This window comes from Rhodococcus sp. WMMA185 (genome assembly GCF_001767395.1).
Lineage (GTDB): Bacteria > Actinomycetota > Actinomycetes > Mycobacteriales > Mycobacteriaceae > Rhodococcus_F.
On record NZ_CP017014.1, the window covers coordinates 2572651 to 2599137 of the forward strand.

General features: G+C 63.9%; 21 protein-coding genes. 13 read left to right on the forward strand and 8 right to left on the reverse strand.

Translation table 11 applies throughout. The features are described 5' to 3' along the window. Positions 1 to 6 precede the first annotated feature (6 nt). Entirely contained in the window at positions 7 to 1128 is a 1122-nt protein-coding gene (fadE16, locus tag BFN03_RS11510) for an Rv1679 family acyl-CoA dehydrogenase (RefSeq protein ID WP_070380844.1), read from the reverse strand. Positions 1129 to 1189: 61 nt separating this feature from the next. Continuing rightward, entirely contained in the window at positions 1190 to 2149 is a 960-nt protein-coding gene (locus BFN03_RS11515; RefSeq protein ID WP_442971845.1) for an Rv1678 family membrane protein, read from the reverse strand. Positions 2150 to 2366: 217 nt separating this feature from the next. Here BFN03_RS11515 and BFN03_RS11520 point away from each other — a divergent pair, with 217 nt between their 5' ends. Continuing rightward, positions 2367 to 5339, forward strand: coding sequence for a UPF0182 family protein (locus BFN03_RS11520; protein ID WP_198163260.1), 2973 nt, complete (start codon positions 2367 to 2369; stop codon positions 5337 to 5339). A gap of 32 nt (positions 5340 to 5371) precedes the next feature. Then, the gene (locus tag BFN03_RS11525) at positions 5372 to 6073 is read left to right on the forward strand and encodes a mycothiol-dependent nitroreductase Rv2466c family protein (RefSeq protein WP_070380846.1); all 702 of its coding nucleotides are present in this window, start codon (positions 5372 to 5374) and stop codon (positions 6071 to 6073) included. A gap of 4 nt (positions 6074 to 6077) precedes the next feature. Here BFN03_RS11525 and BFN03_RS11530 read toward each other — a convergent pair whose 3' ends face one another. Then, positions 6078 to 6851 carry an SWIM zinc finger family protein gene (locus tag BFN03_RS11530; protein ID WP_070379116.1) on the reverse strand — a complete coding sequence of 258 codons (774 nt, stop codon included), beginning with the start codon at positions 6849 to 6851 and terminating at the stop codon, positions 6078 to 6080. Beyond that, entirely contained in the window at positions 6848 to 9673 is a 2826-nt protein-coding gene (locus BFN03_RS11535) for a DEAD/DEAH box helicase (RefSeq protein WP_070379117.1), read from the reverse strand. Before BFN03_RS11535 ends, BFN03_RS11530 begins: the two co-directional genes overlap by 4 nt. 1544 nt (positions 9674 to 11217) lie before the next feature. Between BFN03_RS11535 and BFN03_RS11545 the strand changes: the two genes are divergently transcribed. Both BFN03_RS11545 and BFN03_RS11550 read left to right on the forward strand, forming a co-directional pair. After that, positions 11218 to 11595 carry a hypothetical protein gene (locus BFN03_RS11545; RefSeq protein WP_232320234.1) on the forward strand — a complete coding sequence of 126 codons (378 nt, stop codon included), beginning with the start codon at positions 11218 to 11220 and terminating at the stop codon, positions 11593 to 11595. Positions 11596 to 11706: 111 nt separating this feature from the next. After that, a complete protein-coding gene (locus tag BFN03_RS11550; RefSeq protein WP_232320236.1) occupies positions 11707 to 12432 on the forward strand; it encodes an HNH endonuclease family protein in 726 nt (241 codons plus the stop codon). Positions 12433 to 12462: 30 nt separating this feature from the next. Here BFN03_RS11550 and BFN03_RS11555 read toward each other — a convergent pair whose 3' ends face one another. Then, the gene (locus BFN03_RS11555) at positions 12463 to 14037 is read right to left on the reverse strand and encodes a molybdopterin-dependent oxidoreductase (protein ID WP_070379119.1); all 1575 of its coding nucleotides are present in this window, start codon (positions 14035 to 14037) and stop codon (positions 12463 to 12465) included. A gap of 83 nt (positions 14038 to 14120) precedes the next feature. Between BFN03_RS11555 and BFN03_RS11560 the strand changes: the two genes are divergently transcribed. Next, positions 14121 to 14936, forward strand: a complete 816-nt coding sequence (locus tag BFN03_RS11560; protein ID WP_070379120.1) for a shikimate 5-dehydrogenase — start codon at positions 14121 to 14123, stop codon at positions 14934 to 14936. A gap of 30 nt (positions 14937 to 14966) precedes the next feature. Next, on the forward strand, positions 14967 to 15428 hold the full coding sequence (locus tag BFN03_RS11565; protein ID WP_070379121.1) for an acyl-CoA thioesterase: 462 nt from the start codon (positions 14967 to 14969) through the stop codon (positions 15426 to 15428). A gap of 21 nt (positions 15429 to 15449) precedes the next feature. Here the strand turns inward: BFN03_RS11565 and BFN03_RS11570 are convergent, their stop codons facing one another. Together BFN03_RS11570 and BFN03_RS11575 are read right to left on the reverse strand one after the other, a co-directional pair. Next, positions 15450 to 16478, reverse strand: a complete 1029-nt coding sequence (locus BFN03_RS11570; RefSeq protein WP_070379122.1) for a phosphotransferase family protein — start codon at positions 16476 to 16478, stop codon at positions 15450 to 15452. Between the two features lie 42 nt (positions 16479 to 16520). Then, positions 16521 to 16991 (reverse strand): Lrp/AsnC family transcriptional regulator, encoded by a 471-nt coding sequence (locus BFN03_RS11575; RefSeq protein ID WP_070379123.1) that lies wholly within the window; start codon positions 16989 to 16991, stop codon positions 16521 to 16523. Positions 16992 to 17178: 187 nt separating this feature from the next. Between BFN03_RS11575 and pdhA the strand changes: the two genes are divergently transcribed. From pdhA to BFN03_RS11610, 7 genes are all read left to right on the forward strand, one after another. Beyond that, a complete protein-coding gene (gene pdhA, locus BFN03_RS11580) occupies positions 17179 to 18315 on the forward strand; it encodes a pyruvate dehydrogenase (acetyl-transferring) E1 component subunit alpha (protein ID WP_070380848.1) in 1137 nt (378 codons plus the stop codon). Then, positions 18312 to 19295 (forward strand): alpha-ketoacid dehydrogenase subunit beta, encoded by a 984-nt coding sequence (locus BFN03_RS11585; protein WP_070379124.1) that lies wholly within the window; start codon positions 18312 to 18314, stop codon positions 19293 to 19295. The genes pdhA and BFN03_RS11585 overlap by 4 nt, the downstream gene beginning before the upstream one ends. A gap of 29 nt (positions 19296 to 19324) precedes the next feature. Next, on the forward strand, positions 19325 to 20572 hold the full coding sequence (locus BFN03_RS11590; protein WP_070379125.1) for a dihydrolipoamide acetyltransferase family protein: 1248 nt from the start codon (positions 19325 to 19327) through the stop codon (positions 20570 to 20572). Between the two features lie 41 nt (positions 20573 to 20613). Next, the gene (locus BFN03_RS11595; RefSeq protein ID WP_070379126.1) at positions 20614 to 21849 is read left to right on the forward strand and encodes an MFS transporter; all 1236 of its coding nucleotides are present in this window, start codon (positions 20614 to 20616) and stop codon (positions 21847 to 21849) included. Positions 21850 to 21908: 59 nt separating this feature from the next. Next, positions 21909 to 23156: an MFS transporter gene (locus tag BFN03_RS11600; protein ID WP_084385595.1), complete on the forward strand. Its 1248-nt coding sequence runs from the start codon at positions 21909 to 21911 to the stop codon at positions 23154 to 23156. Positions 23157 to 23256: 100 nt separating this feature from the next. Then, positions 23257 to 24483, forward strand: coding sequence for an MFS transporter (locus BFN03_RS11605; RefSeq protein ID WP_070379127.1), 1227 nt, complete (start codon positions 23257 to 23259; stop codon positions 24481 to 24483). Between the two features lie 32 nt (positions 24484 to 24515). Continuing rightward, positions 24516 to 25148: a hypothetical protein gene (locus BFN03_RS11610; protein ID WP_070379128.1), complete on the forward strand. Its 633-nt coding sequence runs from the start codon at positions 24516 to 24518 to the stop codon at positions 25146 to 25148. Positions 25149 to 25192: 44 nt separating this feature from the next. On the opposite strand, the gene BFN03_RS11615 is transcribed toward BFN03_RS11610, so the two are convergent. Next, positions 25193 to 26410 (reverse strand): RNA-guided endonuclease InsQ/TnpB family protein, encoded by a 1218-nt coding sequence (locus BFN03_RS11615; protein ID WP_070379129.1) that lies wholly within the window; start codon positions 26408 to 26410, stop codon positions 25193 to 25195. Positions 26411 to 26487 lie beyond the last annotated feature (77 nt).

Below are 26487 nucleotides of genomic sequence, written 5' to 3' on the forward strand. Positions count from 1 at the left end.
CACCCCTCAGAACAGTGGCAGGCCTGATACGGCCTTGCCGTAGAAGTCGTACAGAACATCCGCGGTGGGGGCCATTACCGACCCTGCTCGGGCATCGCGAAACGCTCGCTCAATTGGCAGATGTTTGGAGAATGCAGCACCTCCACACACCCTCATGGCCGTGTCGGTGATCTCCAGGGCGGCATCGTTGGCCGATGCCTTCACTGCGAGCACGTTCAGCATCGTCGCCTCATCCGGGTCACCCACGCTGCGCGCCGCGTGCGCCAGGAAGGCTTGCTGAGCCGTAAGGCTGATACCCATACGCGCGATCTGAGCCCGGATGGTCGGCAACGCCGACAGCGCCTCGTTTTGGTGCTCGAGCCTTGCGCTACTGACATGAGAGATCGCGGCAGTGTTCGCGGCCGACGAAAGGCCGAGCGACACGGCAGCATTGCCCAGGTTGAACCAAGGAAGCCCGGTATCCATCATCAACCCGAAGCCCGCGCCTTCATCACCCAATCGGTGGGCAACAGGGATCGACGAGTCGATCCTCATCGGTGACGACGCGTTGCCCCGTAACCCCAGCCCCTTCCAGGGGCCGGCGACCGTCATCCCCGCCTCACCTTTCGACATTGCGAACAGGTCGACCTCGCCCGCTGATCCGGAGGTCGAACCCGTCGAAACCAAATAGACATCGGCATAGCCGGCGGAGGTGACCCAACTCTTGTCAGCCTGCACAGAAACGGTGCTGCCATTCGCGGAAGCGGACGAGACCGGCGCCCAGAAGTGCGAGCGCGAGCCCTTCTCGCTGAACGCCACCGTTCCCAGCAGAGCCCCCTCAGCCATCCCGGTGAGCAGATCCGGCATCCCCGGTGGCGGCGCATCGGCGAACGTGACTGCGGCGACGGTATGCATCAGATAGATCATCGCAGTGGACCCGCAGGCCGATGCCAGTTCGCCGAGGACCTCGGTGAACTCCATCGGTCCGCACCCCAAGCCGCCGACGTCCTCCGGCAAAACCAACCCCAACAGATCACTACTACGAAGCGCATCCACAGCTTCTGCGGGAAATACCCCCTCTGTATCGACCCGCTCGGCATTTCGGCGAGCGATCTCGGTGATCTGGCCAAGGGCTTCGTGTGGAATCATCCAGTCCTCGATTCTGTGTATGAGTTCGGATTGGCGATCACCGGGCACGGCGCGTGGCGCGTCAGGAACTGCCCTGGTGCGTAACGTTCGAGGCGGACGCGGCGAGATCGTGGGATCGACCGAGCCACCGTGCCGCCGCCATACTCACGACCGCGGCACACAGGAATACCGCGGCGGTGGTATTGGTGCCGCCCAGCCAGACGTCTGTGCGGCTTGACTGGAGATAGATACTCACAGCGGCCAGTACGGACAGAGCGGCTGCGGCGTACGCGAGGACGCCGCTGCCCCTGATTGCCGCGGCGAGCGTGCAGGCAGCAATCACCAGCAGAGCGATCACACCGGCGAGGTTGTAGGTGCCGAGTCCGATTTCCAGGTCTTCGGTTCCGACCAGCCCACCGACCGATGCCCACCGGTCGGTCTGGAAAGACGCGATCAAGGCGGCGATACCGAGGAGGGCGAGCACAATGCCCCACGTACGGAGCAGTGACGCAGCAGCGGGGGGACCGTTCCCCTTGCGGGCCTGTGCCCGCAGGGCATCCACCGCAAAGTACCGAGTCGACCACGTACACAACAGAACTACGTGAATGCCGATCATCATGAAGTAGCTCCACGGCCACTCACCAGGAGCCTCGGCAACCGAGAGACCGATGGCGAGTGACTGCGCGATCCCCAGCAACGCGGCGACCCGGACGAATGTTCCGGTGAGCAACAGCACCGCCAGCACTGTTTCCACTACAAGTGTCAACCACCCGAATATCAGAAAATTCGGTAAGACCAGGTGCTCGACCACCCAACTGAACGGAGGAAACACCGGATGATCGACGGCAGCGCGGGTGAAGTAATACAACCCGGTGTCGCTGTTTCGGCCGAAGTCCGGCGGGTTCTTCCACACGACGTTGTACAACCACATCAGCCCGGCCAAGACTCTCAGCCCGGTCAACGCCGCCCCGGACACTCGCGGTGAGGGTTCACCATCCGAGAGCAACAGGCCGAGCGAATGGAGGCGTCGGTTGCTTCTCACACATAGAAGTCTGCCTGGCCTCCGACACCGACGTCCACCGATCGTTCTCGTTCCCCGGCGGGCTCTATTCGCCTAGGAGTCTTCCGGCCTGGCGATATTCCCCCGGATCAGTCTCCTACCCGTAGAATCGGGGCAAAAGGGGCGCGTTGTCTTTCGTGGAAATGTCAGCACCCGGCGCGCCCGCTCCTTCGAACGTGGTGGAACGCGGGAGGTGAGCATGCAACCGTCTCAGCGGCTGCGGCCACTGTCCCGGCGGATGATTGCCCTGATCACCGCCATCTTGGTCTTCGTCGTTCTATTGCTGATAGGCCCTCGCCTCGTCGGCGTCTACACCGACTGGCTGTGGTTCGGCGAAGTCGGCTACCGCAGCGTGTGGGGCACCGTGCTGGTCACCCGGTTGATCCTGTTCGCCGTAGTAACCCTTCTGATAGGTGCCGTGATCTTCGCCGCGCTGGCGGCGGCCTATCGTTCCCGCCCACTGTTCGCGGCGGCCGCGGCCACGAGGGACCCGATCGAGCAGTATCGGACCGTGGTCATGAGGCGAACGCGATTGTTCGGCATCGGCCTGCCCCTACTGCTCGCCCTGCCCTTCGGACTCAGTGCACAAGCGAACTGGGACACGGTGCAACTCTTCCTACGCGGAGGCAGCTTCGGAACCGTGGACGCGGAGTTCGGGCACGACATCGGCTTCTACGTCTTCGACCTGCCGCTCTACCGATTAATCCTGACCTGGCTGTTCGTCGCTGTCTTCCTCGCCTTTTTGATAAGCCTGGGCACCCACTATCTCTTCGGCGCAATCAGGCTGTCGCAAAAGCCCAAGAGCAGCGGGATCGAGGTGACCCGCTCGGCACGCATCCAGCTCGCGGTCCTCGCGGGCACGTTCATCGCGCTGAAGGCTGTCGCCTACTGGTTGGATCGGTACGCGTTGCTTTGGGGTAGCCGGAAAGAACCCACCTTCACCGGCGCCGGGTACACCGACATCAATGCCGTGCTCCCGGCCAAGCTGATCCTGTTCTCGATCGCCGTGATCTGTGCGATAGCTTTCTTCGCCGCTACCGTCGTCCGAGATCTCCGGATCCCCGCCATGGCCGCCGCCCTGCTGGTGTTGTCCTCGATTCTCGTCGGAGGAATCTTCCCTGCACTGATCGAGCAGTTCTCTGTGCGTCCGAATGCCGCCGACCGCGAAAGCCCCTACATCGAACGCAATATCGCGGCGACCCGCCAGGCCTACGGGCTCGGGCCCGATAAGGTCGAGTATCAGGCCTATCCGGGAATTGGCACCCAGTCCCCCAGAAATCTGCCTGCTGATGTCACCACCATCGCCAACGCCCGGTTGCTCGACCCGAATGTGCTCTCGCCCACCTTTACCCAGCAGCAGCAGCTGAAGAATTTCTACGGTTTCACCGAGACTCTGGACGTCGACCGCTACACCATCGACGGAGAAGTCGGCGATTACATCGTCTCGGCTCGCGAGCTGTCACCGAACAGTCTCAGCGGCAACCAGACTCAGTGGGTCAACAGGCACACCGTCTATACGCACGGCAACGGTTTCGTCGCCGCACCCGCCAACCGTGTCAATGCCGCCGTCCGTGACGAAGTCGGCGAAAGTGCCAGCAGCGACAGCGGATACCCCATCTACACCGTCAGCGACATCGCCTCCCAGGACACCGACCGACAATTGATCCCGGTCGACCAGCCCCGCATCTACTTCGGTGAGGTGATTTCACAGGCGAGCCCGGACTACGCCATCGTCGGTGCACGAGAGGGGGAGGCACCGCGCGAATATGACACTGACACAACCACGTACACCTACACCGGTGCCGGTGGGGCTCCCGTCGGAAACCTGTTCAACCGGCTGGCGTTCGCCGCCAAGTACGCGGAGCGCAATATTCTGTTTTCCGGCGCCATCGGGCCCGATTCCAAGATCATCTTCAACCGTGACCCGCGAACCCGTGTCGAACTCGTCGCACCCTGGCTGACCACCGATGCCGACCCCTACCCTGCGGTCGTCGACGGGCGGATCGTCTGGATCGTCGATGCCTACACAACCCTCGAGCACTACCCCTACTCTCAGCCCGGAACCCTTACCGAACCCGTCGTCACGACCCCGGGCGTCCCCCCTCAGCGTGAGGAAGTCTCCTACGTCCGTAATTCGGTCAAGGCGACCGTTGACGCGTACGACGGCACCATCACCCTGTACCAGATCGACCAGGACGATCCGGTTCTGGCCGCATGGATGAAGATCTTCCCGGGCACGGTGCAACCTCCGGAGTCGATCTCCGAGGACCTTCGAGCGCACTTCCGCTACCCACAAGACATTTTCCGGATCCAGCGTGAACGCCTCGCGAAGTACCACGTCGACGATCCGCGAGAGTTCTTCACCAACAACGCCTTCTGGTCGGTGCCCAGCAACCCCACCGCCGACACCAATGGTCAACAACCGCCGTACTACATCCTCGTGGGAGATCAGGAGACCGCGGAACCGTCCTTCCGCCTCACGAGCGCGATGGTCGGGTTCAACCGAGAGTTCCTCTCCGCCTATATCTCCGCGCGCTCGGACCCGGAGGGCTACGGGGAAATCGAGATCCTTCAACTGCCGACCGATACCCAGACCCAAGGGCCCCAACAAACTCAGAACTCGATGATCTCCGATACCCGGGTGGCGTCCGAGCGAACCCTTCTCGAACGGTCGAACCGCATCCACTACGGCAATCTGTTGACCTTGCCGATCGCCGATGGCGGAATCCTTTACGTCGAACCCCTATTCACCGAGCGTCTGACCAGTTCCGCTGCCGGATCGACATTTCCGCAGCTCTCCCGCGTCCTCGTCAGCTATCGAGATCCGGGCACCGGCGGTGTCCTCGTCGGGTACGCGCCCACACTCGCAGAAGCGCTCGATCAGGTGTTCGGGATCGGAACCGGTGTTGCCGCGACCGCACCGGGCGGCGATGCGGCCACCTCACCTCCACCGGAACCCGAGACGCTACCGGAGCCGGGAGAATTGGTCCCCGCGCAACCGACAGAGCCCGTTCCCGAGGAGCTGACCGCCGCTGTGCTCGAACTCAACGATGCTCTGGCCAACCTGCGCGAGGCCCAAAGCACCGGAGGGTTCACCTCCTACGGCGCCGCGCTCGACCGCCTGCAACAAGCCATCGACGGATATCTCGACGCAGGCGGTAGTTTCAGGTGACAGCCCTGCCCAGCGAACAAGAACCAGGTTTCATGAAGCACTCCACTGTGGATTTCCACTTCGACCCGATGTGCCCGTTCTCGTACAACACATCGCTGTGGATCCGTGAGGTCCGCGAGCAGCTCGACGTGACTGTCAACTGGCGATTCTTCAGTCTCGAGGAAGTCAATCGGGTCGAGGGCAAGAAACACCCGTGGGAACGTGACTGGTCCTACGGATGGTCGTTGATGCGGATCGGAGTGCTGTTGCGTCGCGCCGACATGACACTGCTCGACCGTTGGTACGCCGCAATCGGCCACGAACTACACGTAGCCGGCGGGAAACCGCACGACCCGGAAGTCGCGCGGCGGATTCTCCAGGAGATCGGAGTCGATGCCGACGTACTCGACCGTGCGCTCGCCGATCCGAGCACGCACGACGAGATCAAAGCCGACCACCATCGGGTTACGGCAGCCGGGGGTTACGGCGTCCCAACGCTGTTCTTCGGCGACCAGTGCCTGTTCGGACCGGTTCTGGTCGACCCGCCCACGGGCAAGGATGCGCTGATCCTGTGGGACGTCGTGACCGGTATGGCCGATTTGCCTCATGTGTACGAGTTGCAAAGACCGAAGTCGGGCGCCGATCTCGAGATCATCGGCACACGCCTTCGCCCGTATCTGGATGGGCGTGATTGGGTCAGCATCAATCGCGGCGAGGTCGTCGATCTCGAAGCTCTTCGCCGGCAGCAGTCTTGAACGTTCACAGCAGTCGCTGATACAGCACTCTCAACTCTCTGATCGCCGCGTCGACCTCGCGCTCGTCCTCGCTCACCGCGCGGAGAGCCTTCCGAAGCAGCATGGGATCGAGGTCGTCGATCGCCGCCCGGAGTTCCACGTCAGGCAGTGCGGGCAATTGTGTCCCGTCGCCGAACCAGTCGTCAGTATCGGAGTCGGAGGAGTTCCTCCATACGCCGTCGATCAGCAGGTCGAGGTCGACACCTCGCAGGGTCAGGATCTCGAGCGGGTTCTCGTCGATACGCTCGGCGGTGAGGTATGCGAGCGCCGCCGCATGCTTGCACGGCCAGCCGTCGTCCGGGCAAGTACAGCCATAGTTCAGCGCTGACGCCCCGGAGGGCACCAAGAGCGGCCCCAGAACTTCCGGCACTTCCCCACCTGCCAACATTGCAAGGCTGCCCGGCTGTCGTCGAACCAGATGGGCGAGTTCCTCGATTTCCGCAGGGTCGAGGCGATCGACCGACACGGTCGCGACGAACGGCTGAAGCTGGCTGCCCTGCACTTCCCCGGTCACCATCCCGCTGGAAATCTCCAGCGAGATCACCTGGCCGCCGCGCGCATAGGTCCGTCCGCGACTCATCCTTCCTTTATCGGCGTTGAACTCGATGATGTCGACGAGGGCACGTCCCCACCACGTGCGACCGAACGGCCCCCGTTGCGATCGAGTCTCGAGCCCGCCCAGGACAGGTCGCTTTCGCCCGTATCGACCGAAGTTCGGTCCGGGTCCGCGGCTGGTCACTCCCCTACCGCCTCGTCACCGAGACGAAACAGTTCACCCAACTGCTCGGTACTCATTTCCGTCACCCAGTTCTCACCCGTTCCGACCGCGAGATCGGCCAGATCCTGCTTGGTAGCGATCATCTCGTCGATCCGCTCCTCGAGCGTGCCGACGCACACCAGTTTCCGCACCTGCACATCGCGCCGCTGACCGATGCGGAACGCCCGGTCCGTGGCCTGATTCTCCACCGCCGGATTCCACCACCGGTCAAGATGCACGACGTGGTTGGCCGCAGTGAGATTGAGACCGGTTCCGCCCGCCTTCAGGGAGAGCATCATGATCGGCGGCCCGCCGTCGTCTTGGAACGCGGCCACCATGTCATCGCGCTTCGTCTTGGACACGCCGCCGTGCAGAAACGGCACGGATGTACCGAAGCGTTCGGACAGATACGGGGTCACGAGATCGCCGAATTCGCGGAACTGGGTGAACAGCAGTGCTTTCTCTCCGTCCGCGAGCACTGACTCCATGATGTCCTCGACGAGCCCCAGTTTGCCGGAACGGTGCTGCCCACGGCGCATCACTGCCGAACCGTCTCGAAGGAAATGCGACGGGTGATTGCACACCTGTTTGAGTTTCGTCAGCGCAGAGAGAACGGCCCCCTTGCGTTTCATCCCCTTCCGGTCTCGGATCTGCGTCAACATGTCGTCGACCACCGCGCGATAGAGCGCAGCCTGTTCCGCGGTGAGGTTGGCGCGGACGGTCATCTCCAATTTGTCGGGCAGATCGGCAATGACCGCGGGATCGGTCTTGACGCGGCGCAGTACGAAAGGCGAGGTAACCGCGCGGAGCCGGGCGAGCGCCCGCTCGTCCTGCTCGCGCTCGATGGGCACCACGAAGCGCTTGCGGAACATCGTCTCCGAACCCAGGATCCCCGAATTCGCGAAATCGAGAATGGAGCGCAGTTCGTCGAGGCGGTTCTCGACCGGCGTCCCGGTCAGTGCGATGCGGTGTGCGGCGGGGATACCCCGGGCGGCGCGCGCCTGCGACGTCTTCGGGTTCTTGATGTGCTGGGCCTCGTCCAGCACGACCCGCCGCCAGGCATTCTCCTTCAACTCCGCGACGTCACGGGCCAGCAGTGTGTACGTAGTGATCACCAAGTCGCTTTGCGCGACCGATTCGCGCAAAGCGTCGCCGCTGCGCCGCTGCGGGCCGTGGTGGACGAGCACCCTCAGTGCGGGAACGAATCGGGCGGCCTCTCGCTGCCAGTTGCCGACCACGGACATCGGGCACACCAGCAACGTCGGCGTGTCGGCGTTCTCGTGCGCGAGCAGCGCGAGTAGTTGCAGCGTCTTCCCGAGGCCCATGTCGTCGGCGAGGACAGCGCCGAGGCCTCGACTACTCATGAACGCAAGCCAGTCGAGACCACGTTTCTGATACGGCCGCAGCGTCGCGTCCAGGCCCTCCGGAATCGGCACGTCCTGTGGCCTGGTGTCGCCGTCGAGCAGTGCAGCCGCCCATCCGGTCGCGGTCACTTCCTCGATTGGGAGATCGGCGATGTCACCTGCGATGAGATCTTTCAAGACGTCAACAATCGCGCGGTCGCCGCTACCGCTCCACTCCGCCACGTAGCGGGCTGCGCGGGAAAGAACTCGATGATCGGCCCGCACCCACTCGCCGCGCAGTTTCACGAGATCGCTCTGCGCCTGCCCCAACCGATTCATCTCCGCCGCTGTCAAGACCGTATCGCCGAGAGCCAACTCCCAGTCGTACCTGACTAATTGGTCTTGTCCTACCGACCGGTTCTCCGCGGTCGCCGGAGTACCCGGCGACCTGACCCGCAGTCGCATCGACGGCGACGCTTCGCTCCATGCCCGCGGCAGTAACAGGCTGAACCCTTTCTCTTTCAATGCCATCGCGCCGTGCCCGACCAGATCGATCACCACCGCTACGGGGAGCAGAAGGTCGAAATTTTCGGAATCGCTGGGAACATCACGCAGGCGTGGATAGGCGGCAACGGCCTCCGCCAGCTTCCGGACCCCGATACGCACCAGATCCGAATCACTGCGGTGCAACGGAATCGGTACCGGTGCTTCACCTTCGGGACGAAGGCATACCTGAAGGCGCCACAACACCGTGTCGGGATCGCGATCTTGCTCCGCAGGCACGTCGTCCGGCTCGAGAAGTCGCAGCACCAACTCGGGTTCATCCACGGTCAGGCTGTCCCGCCATCTGTCGAGCGACCCGGACAGCGCCGCCGTGCCGTCGTCGTACTCGGTCCCCTGCATCAGGGCGTCGATCAACGGATGCATGCCGGGGCTGCCGTCTCCTACCGACCACTCGGCGAGGACATGGCGCGTGACCGGGTCGGTCAGTTCAGCGATGACGTCATCGAGCACCGTGCGCGGACTTGTGTCGCAGCGCTGGACGGGTGGCATCGCGACGGCGAGTTCCGCCAGCCACGCGCGCTGGCGTTCGCCACCGAGCAGACGCCAGCGCGGCCACCAACTACCTTCCGCTCGGCGCACCTCGGGGACCACTCGCCCAGCACGAACCCACCTCTCGATTCCGCGCACGAGATGAGCGAGGTATCTCAGATCCCCGGCGAGCCGGTGGTCGCGGACAGACACCGCGAGCAGGAATTCACTGGCCTCTTCCGGAGCCAGCGCGAGAGCTGGCCGTTCGAGTATCTCGGGTCCGGATGCGGTGGGCACCGGGACATTCACATGATGCCGAAACCTCCGCCGAAGTACTCGTCCAACAGGGTCCGCGGACTCAGCGCCCGGATCGCTGTCCTCGGTCCAGAGCATGAGCCCAGCCCCGGGTGTCCAGAGTCCGTGCAGCATGAGCCCATCCAATCAGGCGAAAACGAATTCCTGGAAACCGCCAAAATTTCGTGTACCGTCGTCTAGGATCCGCAGCTTGAGCTTTGACTGCGATCTGCGGATGGAAAGCGTGTCAGTGCCCACGCCGACACTCGGCTGGCGCACTGACACAACGGATTCAAAGATCGGAGTACAGATGGAAGGCTTCAACCACGGCGGCAACGGCTCCATGGACTTTGACGGGCTCTTGGGAGCGCTCCTGGGGTTCTTTATCGGTGGAAGCTTCGGATAGAACCTGATCGGCGGTAGCTTCGGATAGAAGCAACCATCAGGCAGCTTGGTCGCGGGATGGCGACCACTGCCGCTGGTCACCCAGACAACGAAAGCCTCCTGCTGCGTGCGAAGAGGTGCTCAGGCACCCATTCACCGGCAGGAGGCTTTTCGCTGTCCGCACAAGCAGCTGTCCGCACAAGCAGAAGGTGGAAATTGTCTGGCTCGCTGGGAACATCGCGAAGGCGTCGTTGATAGGTGGAAACCGCCCCGCCAACTTCCGGACCCGATCCACCCCAGATCCGACTCGTTGCGGTGCAACGAAATCGGTACCGAAGGCAGATTTCCGACAAATCGCGGTCGTGGGCAGGCGCCGCGAGCAGGAGTTCACTGGCCTCTGCCGGAACTGGCACGAGAGCTGGCCATTCGAGTGTTTCGGGCCCGATGCGGTGGACATCGGAACATTCACATAATGCCGCAACCTCCACCAAAGTAATCACAAAGCAAAAACACATTCCTGGAAACCGCCAAAATTTCGTGTACCGTCGTCTATGATCCGCAGCTTGAGTTCTGACTGCGATCTGCGGATGGAAAGCGTGGCAGTGTCCACGCCGACACTTGGTCGGCGCACTGACACAGTGAATTCAAAGATCGGAGTACACATGGAAGGCTTTGGCGACTTTGGCGAGGGTGGCGGCGGCTCTGTGAATATGGGCTCGGTGCTGGGGGCGATCCTGGGATTCTTGATCGGCGGTAGCTTCGGGTAGAAGCAACCACCAGGCAGCCTGGTCGCGTAACGGTGACGGGCTGCAACTGGTCGCCAGACAACGACAAGTCTCCTGCCCGCGTGAACAGAGGTGCTCAGACACCCATTCACCGGCAGGAGGCTTTCGTTTGTCCGCTCCAAGATCCCGATAGTTGTGGGAAACCCCAACCGAGCGTTCCAACCTCTACTACGCTCCTCTGAGGAACGAGGAGGTGGCAGCACTGGTCCGGAAGTTATCGGGGCCGGAAGTCATCGGGCCGACTGCCACAAACGATTTCGGCCATCGGAGGGGAGCAGATGATAGACATCGGAGAGATCTCGCCCATTTTTCTCGAGTTCGTCCTGGCGCTCGAATCGTTGTTCGGGAACTGGCAGACCGGTTCGCTCAATTCCTGAACTGCCGCCGTGGAGGCCCACGGCCACTGACGAGTTCGGTTAGCAGGTCTAGCTTTCCGCCCTGCAGTGATAGATGCTGGAAAATGACGGAGCTAGGTTCAATTCCTAGGGCGGCGAAACTCGGGAGTCGGCCATGAGCATCCTGATCCAGGTTCTCGAACAGGGCTACTCGCTCACCACTCCGTGGGAGCAGCGGAAGTATGCGTTTGTCGACGCAACCCACATCGTGACAATCCGCCTGGACGGACAGTCCGGTGTGTGGCTCGACGGCATGAAGCACGGTGAGTCGCATCGCCTGGCGGTAAGCCCAGTGCCGAGCGAAGCGATTTTCTTCCTGCTGCGCACCCTCGACCTCCTCGCAGAATGCCGGCAGAACGGTGGTTCCTGGGTGATCGGGCACGACGGTGCGCATCTGTCCTCGATCGCGGCGGTGCGTCTACCGTTCGCTGAACGCGCACAGCCGTTCCCTGAGCGGGGTTCTCACCGCCGGGACGTCGAGTCACCGGAGTGAGGCTCGAACTACTACACACCTTCGAGGGGGCTGGAACCGTTTCGCATTGCGTGTCGGCGGCTTGATGCATACTCCCGGCGGAGAGTGCGCACTCGTCGATCGGGGGGACGAATGAAAGTGCTGCGGGCGGCCCTAGTGGGGATGGCCGCGGTGATGGCCGCTGGAATAGCCCTGTCGGTCGGCGGTTGTGGGGTGTCGATTCTCGAGCTGAGCGGACCCGGTCCGGCACCGAACAGCCCGACCCGCGCGCAGGTCGAGGAGTTGCTCGACCGCGTCGAGACCGTGGCGTTCCGACCTCATCCGGGCGGATACCAGCGCGGATGTTCCGGCAAGGAATTGTGTGTGTTCGGGCCGGCCTGGACGGACGATCAGGACGCTGCCGGCGGGCACGACGGCTGCGACACCCGCAACAACGTTCTCGCTACCGACCTACATTCGGTCACTTTCCGCAAAGGCACCCACGACTGCGTCGTGCTCAGTGGGGTCCTGGCCGACCCATACTCCGGCGACGTCGTCTCATTCGACCGCGGCGAAGCGAACGAAGTCCAGATCGACCACGTCTACCCCCTCGCTGCGGCCTGGGACATGGGCGCATCAACGTGGCCTCACGACCTGCGAGTCCGATTCGCCAACGACATCATGTTCAATCTGCTGGCCGTCAACGGTGCCGACAACCAGGACAAGGGAGACCAGACCCCAGCAGACTGGCTGCCGCCGAATCCGGCATATCACTGTTTCTACGCGGGCAAGTATCTCTCCGTCGCGGTCGAGTACAAGCTTCCGGTGACGCGGGCCGATCACGAGGTTCTCACCGACGTGGCGCGGCACTGCCGTTGAACGGCTCAGGACACACTGCCGTTGAACGGCTCAGGGCACCCTCACCGACCGGGTGTCCCATCCGGTGGCGCCACTCGGGACCGGTTGGGTCCGCTCCTGCACTTGAACATTGCCGTCGAGGTCAGTCGCCCGCACCTGCAGGGTATGCCGACCGGATGTCGCGTCCCACTCCCAGGTCCACTGCCGCCATGTGTCGATGCTGTACTGCGTTGCCAAAGTCGCAGTCTGCCACGGGCCGTTGTCGACACGCACCTCTACCCTCTCGATCCCGCGGTGCTGCGCCCATGCGGTGCCCGCGACGAGGACTCGACCGGGTTCGATCGACGCGGACGCGGCTGGGACGTCGATCCGAGAGGCGGTCTTTATCGGCCCTTCCGCCGACCAGCCCCGCTGGATCCAGTAAGCCTCGGCCCTGTCGAATCGCGTCAGTTCCCAATCCACCACCCATTTCGTGGCCGAGACGTATCCGTACAACCCCGGTACCACCTGACGCACCGGATAACCGTGCTCGAAGGGCAATGGCCGCCCATTCATCGCGACCGCCAAAATCGCGTCCCGCCCGTCCTGCAGAACCTCGACCGGAGTGCCCGCCGTAAAACCGTCGCTACTCTTCGAGAGCAACATGTCGGCGTCGGGGTGCACGCCCGCCTCGTCGAGAAGGTCGGCAATCGGGTACCCGACCCATGTCGCATTGCCGGCGAGATCGCCACCAACCGGGTTCGAGACGCAGGTCAGGGTGATCACCCGCTCGACGGGAGTCCGAGAGATCAGATCCTCCCACGTCAGAGTGAGTTCGTTGTCCACCATGCCGTGTATGCGCAACTGCCACTCGTCTGTCGTCAAGCGCGGAACCTGCAATGCGGTGTCGATGCGGTAGAAGTCCGCGTTCGATGTGATGAACGGTGTGCCACCCGGCACGCCGATGTCGGTACCGGGCGGGATCGGGGCCGCCGTGTCCGTCACAACGGGGACGGTGAAATCGCGGCGGTTCTCCACCGCTCCGGCGATCTGCTGCCCCAGGTGTCGTCCAGTGGCGCCGGCCGCTGCCGCCAGTGCTGCTGCCGCGCCGGCGAACAGCAGGAAGCTCCGCCGCGGCATCCACGAATCCTCCGCATCCGTCTCTTCCGGTATTTGACCGGCAGCTGTGAGAACACGCAGGACTAGGATCCCTGCGACGACACCGACCACTGTCGGTATCGCGAAACTCCAGGTAGCTCCCGGCCGACTTACCGCTGCGAATACCCCTACCGCGCCGAGGACAGCGATGATCGCACTTCCGAAGGGGGCCCGCGGCCGCTCCGCGATACCCGCGGCCGCCGCAATCAGCACGATCAGGATCGCCATTCCTGCAAACAGCGCGGACTTGTCGTTGGTGCCGAAGGTGTCGATCGCAAATTCGCGCATCAAGGCGGGGCTGCGGTCCACCGTGGTCGACCCCACCGCATAGAAGGGCGAGGAGTTCGGATCGATCAGCACGGAGATCAGTTCGCCCACCCCGAGCACAACTCCGGCGGAAATCACTCCGGCAAGTGCGCGCAGGAATAGGTGGCTTCTTCCGCGGGGCGCCGTGGCGGCATGTTGCCGGTCACCGATCGTGCTACCCATCCGCCTTGCTCCTTCCCGTCGTCACCATGTAATTCGGAGCCGAGGGCAGGGGTGGACTACTGTCCGCTACTAGCATTTGCCGGATGAACCAGCTCGACAAAGACACTACGCTCTGCATCTCGCTGTCCGGTCGACCCAGCAACATCGGCACCCGATTTCACAACTACTTGTACGCCGAGCTGGGCCTCAACTTCGTCTACAAGGCGTTCACCACGAGCGATCTTCCGGGTGCGGTCGGTGGTATTCGCGCCCTCGGGATTCGCGGCGCAGGGATTTCGATGCCGTTCAAGGAACGGATCATCGAGCATGTGGACGTGCTACACGACTCTGCGGCGGCGATCGACTCCGTCAATACCGTGGTGAACGAGAACGGCACGCTACACGCCTACAACACCGACTATCAGGCGGTCGTGAATCTGCTGCGCGACAACGGGTTGCCGCACTCGCACTCCGTGGCGGTGGCCGGTAGCGGCGGCATGGCCAAAGCTGTGGTCGCGGCCGTTCGGGACTATGGCTTCACCGACGTCACCGTCCTCGCCCGCAATGAGGATACGGGCAACGCCCTGGCGAATCAGTACGGATTCGACTGGCGACGCGAGCTCGGCACGGCAGGGCCGGACCTGCTGATCAATGCAACACCGGTCGGCATGGCGGGCGGCCCCGAGGCCGAAGAGCTTGCCTTCACACTCGATGCGATCGACGAGGCGAAGGTCGTGATGGACGTAGTTGCGGCGCCCGCTGCTACACCACTGATCCGCGCCGCAGCCGAGCGCCGCAAAACCGTCATCACAGGCGCCGAAGTGATCGCCTTGCAGGCAGCAGAGCAGTTCGTCCTCTACACCGGTGTGCGTCCGACCCCCGAAGAGATTCGACGGGCCTCGGAGTATTCACGATCGTGAGGTGAGCTCTGTGGGACTAGGGTCGGGGCGGTGAGAGATGAGGACACCCCAACCCTGACGACCGCCGCGGACTTCCCCGTCCTCTGGCCGGTACAGACCCGCTGGGAAGACAACGACCACTACGGGCACGTCAACAACGTCACCTACTACTCATACTTCGATACGGCCGTCAACGCCTGGCTGATCGCTACGACGGGCACCGATGTGCGCGAGCTCCCCGCCATCGGGGTGGTCGCCGAGACCTCCTGCACATACATCAGCGAGCTGACGTTCCCGCAGCAGTTGCAGGTAGGGCTGTCCGTCGAAAAACTCGGTACTCGGAGTATCGTCTACGCGCTCGCGATCTTCCGAGAGAACAACGATGCTCTCGAACTCGCAGCCCAGGGCCGCTTCGTCCACGTATACGTGGACGCGAAGACCCGGAAGCCAGTGCCCGTCCCCCACGAAATACGAAGCGCTGCAAATTTGCTCGTGGTAGCGGACTTCGAGTAAGCATCGCGGACCGTTCGGACGTCAGCGCAGGCCCTCTGCCTCCGCGGTGGCCACGGCACGGGCGATGATCCCGTCGACCAACTTGGCCGTGGGTGCACCGCTGCCGGCCTTGTTGCGGGGGTCGTCGATGACACGGCGCAACACGCCCTCGGCGATGATCGCCAGCTTCCACAAAGCCAGAACGTGCCAGTACCCCACATGGGTCACGTCGCGCTTGGTGTGGTGGACATATGCCTCGACCAGTTCCGAACGGGTGGGGAACCCTTCGAGCGTGGACGTAGGGAACGGCCCGACGAACTCGTCGCCCGCTTCGGGCCAGTAGGCCAGCAAAGCACCGACGTCTGCGAGGGGGTCTCCCAAGGTGCACAACTCCCAGTCGACCACTGCGACGATCTCACCTTCCTCAGGAAGGGTGATCACGTTGCTCAGATGGAAGTCGCCGTGCACCAATGACAATTCGGTCTGCTCAGGCATGTTGCGCCGGAGAACGTCGGCCAGTTCCTCGACAGCCGGTACCTCGCGCGTACGCGACTTCTCCCACTGGTCCGCCCATCGTTTCAACTGCCTTGCCGCATACGGCTTGTGGCTGGCCAGGTCGACCAGACCGGCGTCTGCAAGATCGACCGCATGAATCTTCGCGAGGGTCTTCGGCATCGCGAGCCCCAACGCTCGCCGCTGCTCGGGTGTCAGTTTCTCCGCCACCCCGACACTGTCGAGGACCGTCCCCGCCACATAGCTCATCAGCACGAGCGGCGCATCGGTTACGTCCGGATCCTCGGTGAGGGCCAAAATCTTCGGCACCGGGACACCAGAGCCCTGCAGGGAGGACAGTATCCGATGTTCCCGGACGACGTCGTGCGCTGATGCGAGCAGGTGGCCGAGCGGCGGTCGGCGCAGCACCCACCGTCCACCGCCCGAATCACTGACCGCGTACGTGAGATTCGATTGACCGTTGCCGATCCTCTCGAAACTCAGCGGCGCGATCGCCCCCACACCGAGCCCGGTTATCCACGCGGAAACGGCATCTTCATCCAGCCCCACAGCAGTCACGGCCTAGATGCTAGCGGTCTGCTGCCGGACGAGGCGGTTGATCTACTCCCCAGCGAGCCTTTCGAGCAAAGGCGCCATGCGCGGCCCCACCAACTCCCGCATCACCAACGCCATGTTGGTGCGCTCGACGCCGGGGATCTCGAGGATCTGACCCGTGAGCCGATACAGGTCGTCGGCGTCGCGGGCCACGACACGCACCGACAGATCAACCTCCCCGGTCATGCCCGACACCTCCACAACCTCGGGAATCCCGGCGAGCGCATCCACCACGTCGTCGAGTCGGTGCTGGTCCACACGGGTGGCGACATAGGCGGCGAGCGGGTACCCGAGCGCCCTCCGATCGATCAGCCGGTCGAACGAGCCCAGGACACCTGCCGCTTCCCATCGCGACAACCTTGCCTGGACCGTGTTGCGGGAGAGTCCGAGGCGGCCGGCCAACTCCACACCGGTCGCCCGCGGATGGTCGGACAGCTGCAATAACAACCTGGCATCGGTGGCGTCCAAACTGGTCATATCACGCAGTATGACAGACTTTTGGGACTCGCCTCTGGGCATTATGCTCAACTCGGGGGGTAACACTTGCGCAATTCGCGTTCTCGTGGATGCTGTGAAGTAGGACACATATCCGCCCCGACCGCGGCACAGGGTGTTCTGCGAAACCCACAAGGTTTCCAGGACCCGACAACGCGAGGTGAATCCGATGGTCGACAACATTGCCTATCCGGTCCAGCTCATCCAGCCCGACGGCCGACGGGTCCTGCGGCCCGACTACACAAGCCTTGTCCGTGACATCGGAACGCAGCAATTGCGAAGCCTGTACGAGGATCTCGTGGTCACCCGCCGGATGGATGTCGAGGCGACCGCCCTGCAGAGGCAGGGCGAGATGGGATTGTGGGCGCCCATGCTCGGCCAGGAAGCCGCACAGGTCGGCTCGGCGCGCGCGCTCCGCCCGGACGACTACGCCTTCATCACCTATCGAGAGCATGCCGTCGCCTACTGCCGTGGCGTCGATCCGGCCGTGATGGCCCACATGTGGCGAGGATGCGCCCACTCGGCCTGGGATCCGCACGAGGTCAATGTCACCAACCCCGCGATCGTCGTCGGCTCCCAGGGGCTGCACGCCACCGGATACGCGATCGGTGCCCACCTCGACGGTGCCGAGATCGCGACAATCGCCTACTTCGGCGACGGTGCCATAAGCCAAGGTGACATTGCCGAGGCCCTTGGATTCTCGATGAGCTTCAACGCACCGGTGGTGTTCTTCTGCCAGAACAATCACTGGGCGATCAGCGAACCGGTACACCTTCAAAGTCCCGCACCGATTGCGCAGCGCGCCGCCGGATACGGCATGCCCGCAGTCCGGGTGGACGGTAACGACGTCCTCGCCGTCCTCGCGGTGACGCGCCAGGCCACACAGCGCGTACGAGAGGGGGGAGGCCCCATTTTCATCGAGGCCATCACCTACCGTATGGGCCCTCACACCACCTCGGACGATCCAACCCGATACCGGTCCGCGGCCGAAACCGAGGCGTGGAAAGCCCGCGACCCGATCGACCGGGTCAGGCGCCTCCTCGACCGGGAGGGACAGCTCGACGAAACCTTCCTCGCCCACATCCAGGATGCCTCCGACCGCGTCGCGGCGAGGCTTCGGTCGGGGACGATCGACGCACCCGATCCTGCGCCGCTCGATCTGTTCGACAATGTCTATTCCGCGGACCACCCACTCATCGACGAGGAGCGCGAGCAGTACGCCGCGTATCTCGCAGGCTTCAAAGACGCAGAGGAGGCCGAGGCCTTCGGCCGCAACGAGGAGGCCACCGAGGAGGCACTGTCATGACCACCACCAAGATGTCGCTGGGCGCAGCGCTGGGCGCCGGACTGCGACGCGCACTCGATCGCGACCGGAAGGTCGTGATCATGGGTGAGGACGTCGGACGCCTCGGTGGGGTCTTTCGTGTCACCGACACGCTGCAGAAGGACTTCGGCGACAATCGCGTAATCGACACACCGCTCGCCGAGTCCGGGATCATCGGCACGGCATTCGGCATGGCCCTGCGCGGGTATCGGCCTGTCTGCGAAATTCAATTCGACGGCTTCGTCTACCCCGCGTTCGACCAGATCGTGGCGCAGGTTGCCAAGATCCACTACCGCACCCGGGGCCGGGTCACCGTGCCTATCACGATCCGGATTCCCTACGGCGGCGGCATCGGGGCGGTCGAGCATCACTCCGAATCGCCGGAGGCGTACTTCGCGCACACTGCCGGCCTACGCGTCGTGAGCCCTAGCAACCCTGCTGACGCATTCCACATGATTCAGCAGTCCGTGGCGGCAAATGACCCTGTGGTGTTCTTCGAACCCAAGCGGCGCTATTGGGACACAGGCGAGTTCGACCCGGACGCCGAACCGGACCTCCCCCTGCACCGTGCGCGCGTGGTCCACGAGGGAGTCGACGCCACGATCGTCGCGTACGGCTCCGTCGTAGCCACCGCCCTGTCCGCCGCGGAGATTGCCGCGGACGAGGGCCATTCACTCGAGGTGATAGACCTGCGCTCGCTCGCCCCTATCGACTTCGACACCATCGAAGACTCGGTCCGCAAGACGGGAAGGCTCGTTGTCACACACGAGGCACCCAAGTTCCTGGGTCTCGGCGCGGAGATCGCGGCTACCATCTCGGAACGGTGCTTCTACCAACTCGACGCACCGATCCTGCGGGTGGGCGGGTTCGACGTCCCCTATCCCCCTGCCAGGCTGGAGCTGCACCACCTGCCCGACGCCGATCGCCTGCTCGACGCCGTCGATCGTAGTTTGGCGGCCTGACCTCCATCGTCCGACGAGAGGAAGCTTCCGTGGCAGAGGAATTCCGTCTTCCGGATCTAGGCGAAGGACTGACGGAGGCCGAACTGGTTTCCTGGACAGTCGAAGTCGGACAAACGGTCGAACTCAACCAGGTGATCGGGGAAGTCGAGACGGCAAAAGCGCTGGTCGAGTTACCGTCCCCATACGCGGGGGTTGTGGAGGAACTACTCGTTTCCGCAGGTAGCACGGTGCCGGTGGGGACGCCGATCATCCGGATCGCCACGGATACAGCCGCCGGTGAGACTTCGTCGGACAACCCCGTGCTGGTGGGGTACGGGCCTGTCGCGCCAGCCGAGAGCAAGCGTGCCCGGCGCAGAGAAGTCCGGGCGCCCGAATCGCGCACGACGTCATCGAATAGTACGTCCAGTGCGTCTGCGAAATCGCGGCCGGACGCATCCCCGGCAGCCCGCATCGCAGCGCGTGAACTCGGGATCGATCTTTCCGCGGTCACCGGAACCGGACCTTCCGGGGCCGTGACCAAAGCCGATGTGCATACTTACGCCCGATCACGCGAACGCGCACCAGTGCAGTCGTCGGAACGCGAAACCCGCACCCCGATCCGCGGCGTGCGGAAACACACTGCAGCAGCGGTGGTCCGTAGCGCGTTCACCGCCCCACACGTCACCGAATTCGTGACCGTCGACGTGACGCGATCAGTGAAACTGCTCAGACGCTTGCGGAAACTCCCCGAGTTCGAAGGGCTGTCGCTGACGGCGCTCAGTCTCGTTTCGAAGGCGATGATCGCGGCTCTACGGGAGAATCCTAGCCTCAACGCTTCCTGGGACGAGGAGAACCAGGAAATCGTCACCAGGCACTACGTCAATCTCGGGATCGCCACGGCAACCCCGAGAGGCCTGGTGGTACCTCATGTCAAGGATGCGCAATCGCTGAGTCTGGTCGAACTGTGCCGTGCGATAACCGAACTCATCGCAACTGCGCGAGGGGGCAAGACCGAGCCCGCGCAACTCACCGGAGGAACGGTGTCGATCACAAACGTCGGAGTGTTCGGCATCGATACCGGCACCCCGATCCTCAACCCCGGCGAATCGGCGATTCTGTGCCTGGGCAGCATCACAAGACGACCGTGGGTTCACAAGGACGAACTGGCGGTGCGATGGGTGACCACCTTGGGCGTGTCGTTCGACCATCGTGTGGTCGATGGTGAGCAGGCGTCGAGGTTCCTGGCGGCCGTGGCCTCGATGCTGCACGATCCCGACGGGCTGCTTATACACCTCTGACCGTCGGTACGTTTGATCTGGTGAGCAATTTCCCAGCCAAAATGGTCACCGAGCGGACAGAGGTCAGCGAATCGCTGCGACGAGCCCGCGCAGCGACATTCACGCTCTTCTGGACCTGTGGATTCCTGTTCGGCATGTGGGTGGTACACATCCCAGCGATCGAAACCCGGACCGGGATCGACCACGCCACCCTCGGCACCCTGCTGCTGATGTTGGGCCTGGGCGCGATCTGCGGCATGAAACTGTCTGTGCCGCTCGCCGACCGAGTCGGCAGCGGGCGCACCGCGATCATCGCGGGACTGGTTCTGTCGATCACAACGGTCGGACCGGGACTTGCGACCGGAGCCTGGCAACTCGGGCTCGCCCTCATGGTCTTCGGTTTCACCAACGGCGCGCTGAACGTGTCGATGAACTCGCACGCGGTCGAGGTCGAACGGCGTTATGGGCGGCCCATCATGGCGGCGTTCCATGCCCTGTTCTCCGTGGGCGGCGTCGCGGGAGCGCTGCTCGGAGCTTTGACACTGGCCGCGGGATGGGCACCCGTGACGGCGTTTCTCGCCGCCGGCGTAATCGGCATCGTGGCAGTCACCGCAATCTCACGATGGGTGGTGCACGACCCTGCACGCCCATCTGACGAGTCCGCTACTCCCGAGAAGTCACAACGACGACTGTCGCGGGGACGAATGCCCACACGCGTTCTCGTACTCGGGGGCCTTGCGTTTGCCCTGATGCTGTCCGAGGGTGTCGCGAACGACTGGAGCGCGCTGCAGGTCAAGGAGCATCTCGGGACATCCGATGCTGTCGCCGCCCTCGCGTTCGGCGCCTTCTCGGTGACGATGACGGTGGGCCGCTTCACCGCGGACCGCGTGAGCGGCGCTTTTGGACCCGTCGCCGTAATCCGCTACGGAATGCTCGTCGCGGCCACGGGAATCCTGCTCGTTCTGGTCTCGGGACTACTCCCGCTGACGATCCTCGGCTGGGCCCTGTACGGCTTGGGATTGTCCGGCGCCGTCCCACAGATCTTCACCGCCGCAGGCAACCAGGGCTCCGGCTCCACCAACGCCAACTTGTCTCGCGTGGTCTTGTTCGGATACCTGGGATTCCTGTCGGGACCGGCCATCATGGGCTGGATCAGCCAGGTGATTCCCCTCACCACCGCGATGGCGGTCCCACTCATGTGCGCCCTCGTCGTCGCTGCTTGCGCGGGTGTCGCGCGGCCACAGCGGCCACCGGCAACTGAAACCCCACCGGCAACCGAAGTCGCAGCGCGCTTCTGATTCGTGCGCGATCAAGCCACGCTGCCGTTACACCTCTGACCGTCGGTACGTTTGATCTGGTGAGCGATTCCCCAGCCGAAACGGTCACCCAACCGGCAGAGGTGAGCACATCGCTGCGACGAGCCCGCGCAGCGACATTCACGCTCTTCGGGATCTGCGGACTCCTGGTCGGCATGTGGGTGGTACACATCCCGGCGATTACGGACCAGACCAGGATCGACCACGCCACCCTGGGCACCCTGCTGCTGATGTTGGGCGTCGGCGCGATCGGCGGCATGCAACTGTCTGTTCCGCTCGCCAACCGAATCGGCAGCGGGCGTACCGCGATCATCTCGGGACTGGTTCTGTCGATCACAGCGGTCGGACCGGGGCTTGCCACACGGGCCTGGCAACTAGGGCTCGCCCTCGTGGTGTTCGGGTTGAGCGTCGGCGCGCTGAACGTCTCGGTCAACGCGCTCGCGGTCGAGGTCGAACGGCGTTATCGGCGGCCCATCATGTCGGCGTTCCATGCCCTGTACTCCGTGGGTGGCGCCGCAGGAGCGCTACTCGGAGCGTTGACGCTGGCCGCGGGATGGGCACCGGTGACGGCGCTTGCCGCCGCCGGCGGAATCAGCGTCGTAGCGGTCACCACAGTCTCGCGCTGGGTGGTGAGTGACCCGGCAGGCAGACCTGAAGAGTCCGAAGGTCCAGCGAAACCGCCGGAACCCGGACGACGGTCGCGGGGACGGTTGTCCACCCGGGTGCTGCTACTCGGGGGTATCGCGTTCGCCCTCATGCTCTCCGAGGGCGTCGCGAACGACTGGAGCGCGCTGCAGGTCAAGGAGAATCTCGGGGCATCGGATGCTGTCGCAGCCCTCGCGTTCGGCGCATTCTCGGTGATGATGACGGTGGGCCGGTTCACCGCCGACCGAGTGAGCGGCGCCTTTGGACCCGTCGCCGTGATCCGCTACGGAATGCTCATCGCGGCCACAGGACTACTGCTGATCTTGGCCTCGGGGCAACTCACGCTCACAATCGTCGGCTGGGCCCTGTTCGGCTTGGGATTGTCGGGCGCCGTGCCACAGATCTACACCGCCGCGGGCAATCTGGGCTCCGACTCCGCGAATGTCAACTTGTCTCGGGTGGTCACCTTCGGGCACGTGGGATTTCTTTCGGGACCGGCCATCATGGGCTGGATCAGCCAGGTGATCCCCCTCACCGCCGCGATGGCGATTCCGCTGCTGTGCGTCCTCGTCGTCGCTGCGTGTGCAGGTGCCGTCCAGAGCACACCGGCCCCCGCTCAGCAAAATCACAGCGCGCTCTCCTGATTCGTTCAGGCAGGTCGGGTGTTCTTCGCACCGTGCCCTCGATGCCGCGCGATCGCTCCGTGCTGCTCACAGTTCTCTGACCGTCGGTACGTTTGATCTGGTGAGCGATTCCCCGGCCGAAACGGTCAACCAGCCGACAGGGGTGAGCGCATCGCTGCGACGCGCCAGGGTAGCGACATTCACGATCTTCTGGACCTGCGGATTCCTGTTCGGCATGTGGGTGGTACACATCCCGGCTATCGAAGCCCAGACCGGGATCGACCACGGCACCCTGGGCACCCTGTTGTTGGTGCTGGGCGTCGGCGCGATCGGCGGCATGCAACTGTCTGTTCCGCTCGCCGACCGAGTCGGCAGCGGGCGCACCGCAATCATCGCCGGCCTGGTTCTGTCGATCACAACGATCGGACCGGGGCTTGCCACGGGGGCCTGGCATCTAGGGCTCGCCCTCGTGGTGTTCGGGTTCACCGTCGGCGCGCTGGACGTGTCGATGAACGCGCACGCAGTCGAGGTCGAACGGCGCTATCAGCGGCCCATCATGGCGGCGTTCCACGCCCTGTTCTCCGTGGGTGGCGCCGCAGGAGCGCTGCTCGGAGCGTTGACACTGGCCGCGGGATGGGCACCGGTGACGGCGCTTACCGCCGCCGGCGGGATCGGCATCGTGGCGGTCACCGCGGTCTCGCGCTGGGTGGTGCGAGTTCCTGCACGCCGTCCTGCCGAGTCCGCTACCGACGAGAAGGCGCCGGGGCGACTGTCCACCCGGGTGCTCCTACTCGGGGCTATCGCGTTCGCCCTCATGCTCTCCGAGGGCGTCGCAAACGACTGGAGCGCGCTGCAGGTCAAGGAGGATCTCGGGGCATCGGATGCTGTCGCCGCCCTCGCGTTCGGCGCGTTTTCGGTAGCGATGACGGTGGGCCGGTTGACCGCAGACCGTGTGAGCGGCGCTTTCGGACCCGTCGCCGTGATTCGTTACGGAATGCTCATCGCGGCCACAGGACTACTGCTGATCTTGATCTCGGGAGTACTCACGCTCACACTCGTCGGCTGGGCCCTGTTCGGCTTGGGACTGTCGGGTAGCCTCCCGCAGATCTTCACCGCCGCGGGCAACCTGGGGTCCGGCCCCCCGGGTGCCAACATGTCCAAGGTCGTCACGCTCGGATACCTGGGATTTCTTTCAGGACCGGCCGTAATGGGCTGGATCAGCCAGGTGATTCCCCTCACCACCGCCATGACGATTCCGCTGCTGTGCGTCATCGTCGTCGCTGCGTGTGGGGATGCCGTGCGCGCCACACCGGCCCCCGTTCACCAAAATCACAGCAGACTCTCCTGATTCGTTCAGGACCGGTTGGCACACTGGGCCCCGTGATCGATTCGACCGATTCGCTGCGCCGCAGCGCCTATCGCCTCGCCGTCGCCGCGGCGGGCGTTGTGGCGCTGTCCTTGCTGTACGCCATCAGCCCGGAAGTGCCGGCGCTCACTCTCCCGACAGTGCTGAGACCTGTCGCCGAACCGGCGGTCGCTGCCATCAACCTAACCTCGGTGCTGGCTGCGACCACAGTGCTGTCGATCATTGCGGCGATGCGCAAACTGCCCTACGGAATGACCGCGATCCTGCTGCTGTGTATCGGCTCGAATCTCACGAGCGTCGGCATCAGGGAGTGGGCATCGGATGCCTCTGCGACATGGTTGCCGAGCGGACACTTGGTCGCAGTCATCGCTCTCTGGGGCGCAGCGTTTATCGTGGCCGCGCCCCGACTCCGACCGGTGCTCGCGGGTCTCGGATTCGCTGTGGTCATCGCGATTGCCGGCGCCGTAGCCCTCGTGAATCCGATCAGCGTCTTCGGTATCGTCGCAAGCCTGCTCGTAGGCGCAATCTGGTGGGCGCTCGCCTCCACTGTCATGTTGTACTCCCCGGTCGCCGCCGAGCGAGAGGCAGCAAGGCCCGACACCGCCGTGATAGCCCTCAACCGACACCGGGGCAGCTACCGCCTTTGACGTCCTCCCCGGCCGTGAAGGCCGGGGATTCCCTGCCGTGCCGCTCATGCGGCACCTCGATGGGTTCCTGCTTCACTGCTGACCGCTTCGGCGGGCCGAAGTCTTCCGTCTGCTCCACAGGCGTTTAGTCTCTCGGCACGCCCTGCCGCGAGAAGGTTTTTCGCCGCATTGATGTCCCGGTCGTGGACTGCTCCGCACGGGCACGTCCAGACGCGGACGCGCAACGGCTTCTTCTCCCCGACCGCCCCACACTCCGAACACATGCGGGTGGACGGGAACCAGCGGTCGACCCGGGTGAACGTCCGCCCGTGCCGCTGCGCCTTGTACTCGAGCATGTTGACGTACTCGAGCATGTTGACGAAGCTCGACCACCCGGCATCGTGTACCGACTTGGCTAGTCGGGTGCGGCTCAGGCCCTTCACCGACAGGTTCTCGACGCACACCGCTTGGTTTTCGCGGATGATCTGCGTCGAGAGCTTGTGGTGGAAGTCCTTGCGCCGGTCGGCGACCCTGGTGTGCGCCCGGGCCACTTCCACTCGCGCCTTTTCCCAGTTCTTCGAGCCCTTCTGTTTACTGGACAGGGCTTGTTGCGCCTTCTTCAACCGGCGTTCGGCTTGCCGGAAGAACTTCGGGGACTCGATCACCTTGCCGTCGCTGGTCACGGCGAACGAGGTGAGCCCGAGGTCGATGCCCACCTCGGTGTCGGTCGAAGGCAGCGTTTCGTGGTCTCCGGTCTGCACCACGAACGAGGCGAAGTACCGGCCGGACGCATCCTTGATGATCGTGACCGAGGAGGGTTCCGCGGGTAGTTCCCGCGACCAACTGACCTTGACGTCCCCGATCTTCGGCAGTCGCAGTCTGCCCGCGCCGGTGACCTGGAACCGGGCGTTTCTGGTGAACCGGATTGCTTGCCGGTTGTGTTTACGGGACCGGAATCGCGGTTGGGCGACCTTCGGACCCTTCCGTGTGCCGGTGATGGAGGAGAAAAAGTTGCGGTAGGCGGTGTTCAGGTCCGCGAGGGCTTGTTGCAGGACGACTGCGGATACCTCACTCAGCCAGGCACGTTCCTCGGTTTTCTTGGCGTCGGTGATGAGCTTGTGGGACAGCTCGCCGTCCTTCGGGTACGGCAACTTCTGTTCGAACGCCGACAACCGGGCTGCGAGGGCGTCGTTGAACACCACCCGCGCACACCCGAACGCCCGGGACAACGCTTGCCGCTGCCCCGGGGTCGGGGAGATCCGGTAGTTGTATCGAAGCTGCACCAGAAGAGTAGAACATCGGCCTACGACAACACGCGACAACCAGAGGTGAAACAGAACATACGCCTCCCCACCGCACG

Excerpts from the sequence above, each read along its gene's own strand:
- fadE16 (WP_070380844.1), bottom strand. The coding sequence starts at position 1,128 with ATGATTCCACACGAAGCCCTTGGCCAGATCACCGAGATCGCTCGCCGA.
- BFN03_RS11520 (WP_198163260.1), top strand. The coding sequence starts at position 2,367 with ATGCAACCGTCTCAGCGGCTGCGGCCACTGTCCCGGCGGATGATTGCC.
- BFN03_RS11525 (WP_070380846.1), top strand. The coding sequence starts at position 5,372 with ATGAAGCACTCCACTGTGGATTTCCACTTCGACCCGATGTGCCCGTTC.
- BFN03_RS11535 (WP_070379117.1), bottom strand. The coding sequence starts at position 9,673 with ATGCTGCACGGACTCTGGACACCCGGGGCTGGGCTCATGCTCTGGACC.
- BFN03_RS11545 (WP_232320234.1), top strand. The coding sequence starts at position 11,218 with ATGAGCATCCTGATCCAGGTTCTCGAACAGGGCTACTCGCTCACCACT.
- BFN03_RS11550 (WP_232320236.1), top strand. The coding sequence starts at position 11,707 with ATGAAAGTGCTGCGGGCGGCCCTAGTGGGGATGGCCGCGGTGATGGCC.
- BFN03_RS11555 (WP_070379119.1), bottom strand. The coding sequence starts at position 14,037 with ATGGGTAGCACGATCGGTGACCGGCAACATGCCGCCACGGCGCCCCGC.
- BFN03_RS11560 (WP_070379120.1), top strand. The coding sequence starts at position 14,121 with ATGAACCAGCTCGACAAAGACACTACGCTCTGCATCTCGCTGTCCGGT.
- BFN03_RS11575 (WP_070379123.1), bottom strand. The coding sequence starts at position 16,991 with ATGACCAGTTTGGACGCCACCGATGCCAGGTTGTTATTGCAGCTGTCC.
- pdhA (WP_070380848.1), top strand. The coding sequence starts at position 17,179 with ATGGTCGACAACATTGCCTATCCGGTCCAGCTCATCCAGCCCGACGGC.
- BFN03_RS11585 (WP_070379124.1), top strand. The coding sequence starts at position 18,312 with ATGACCACCACCAAGATGTCGCTGGGCGCAGCGCTGGGCGCCGGACTG.
- BFN03_RS11595 (WP_070379126.1), top strand. The coding sequence starts at position 20,614 with ATGGTCACCGAGCGGACAGAGGTCAGCGAATCGCTGCGACGAGCCCGC.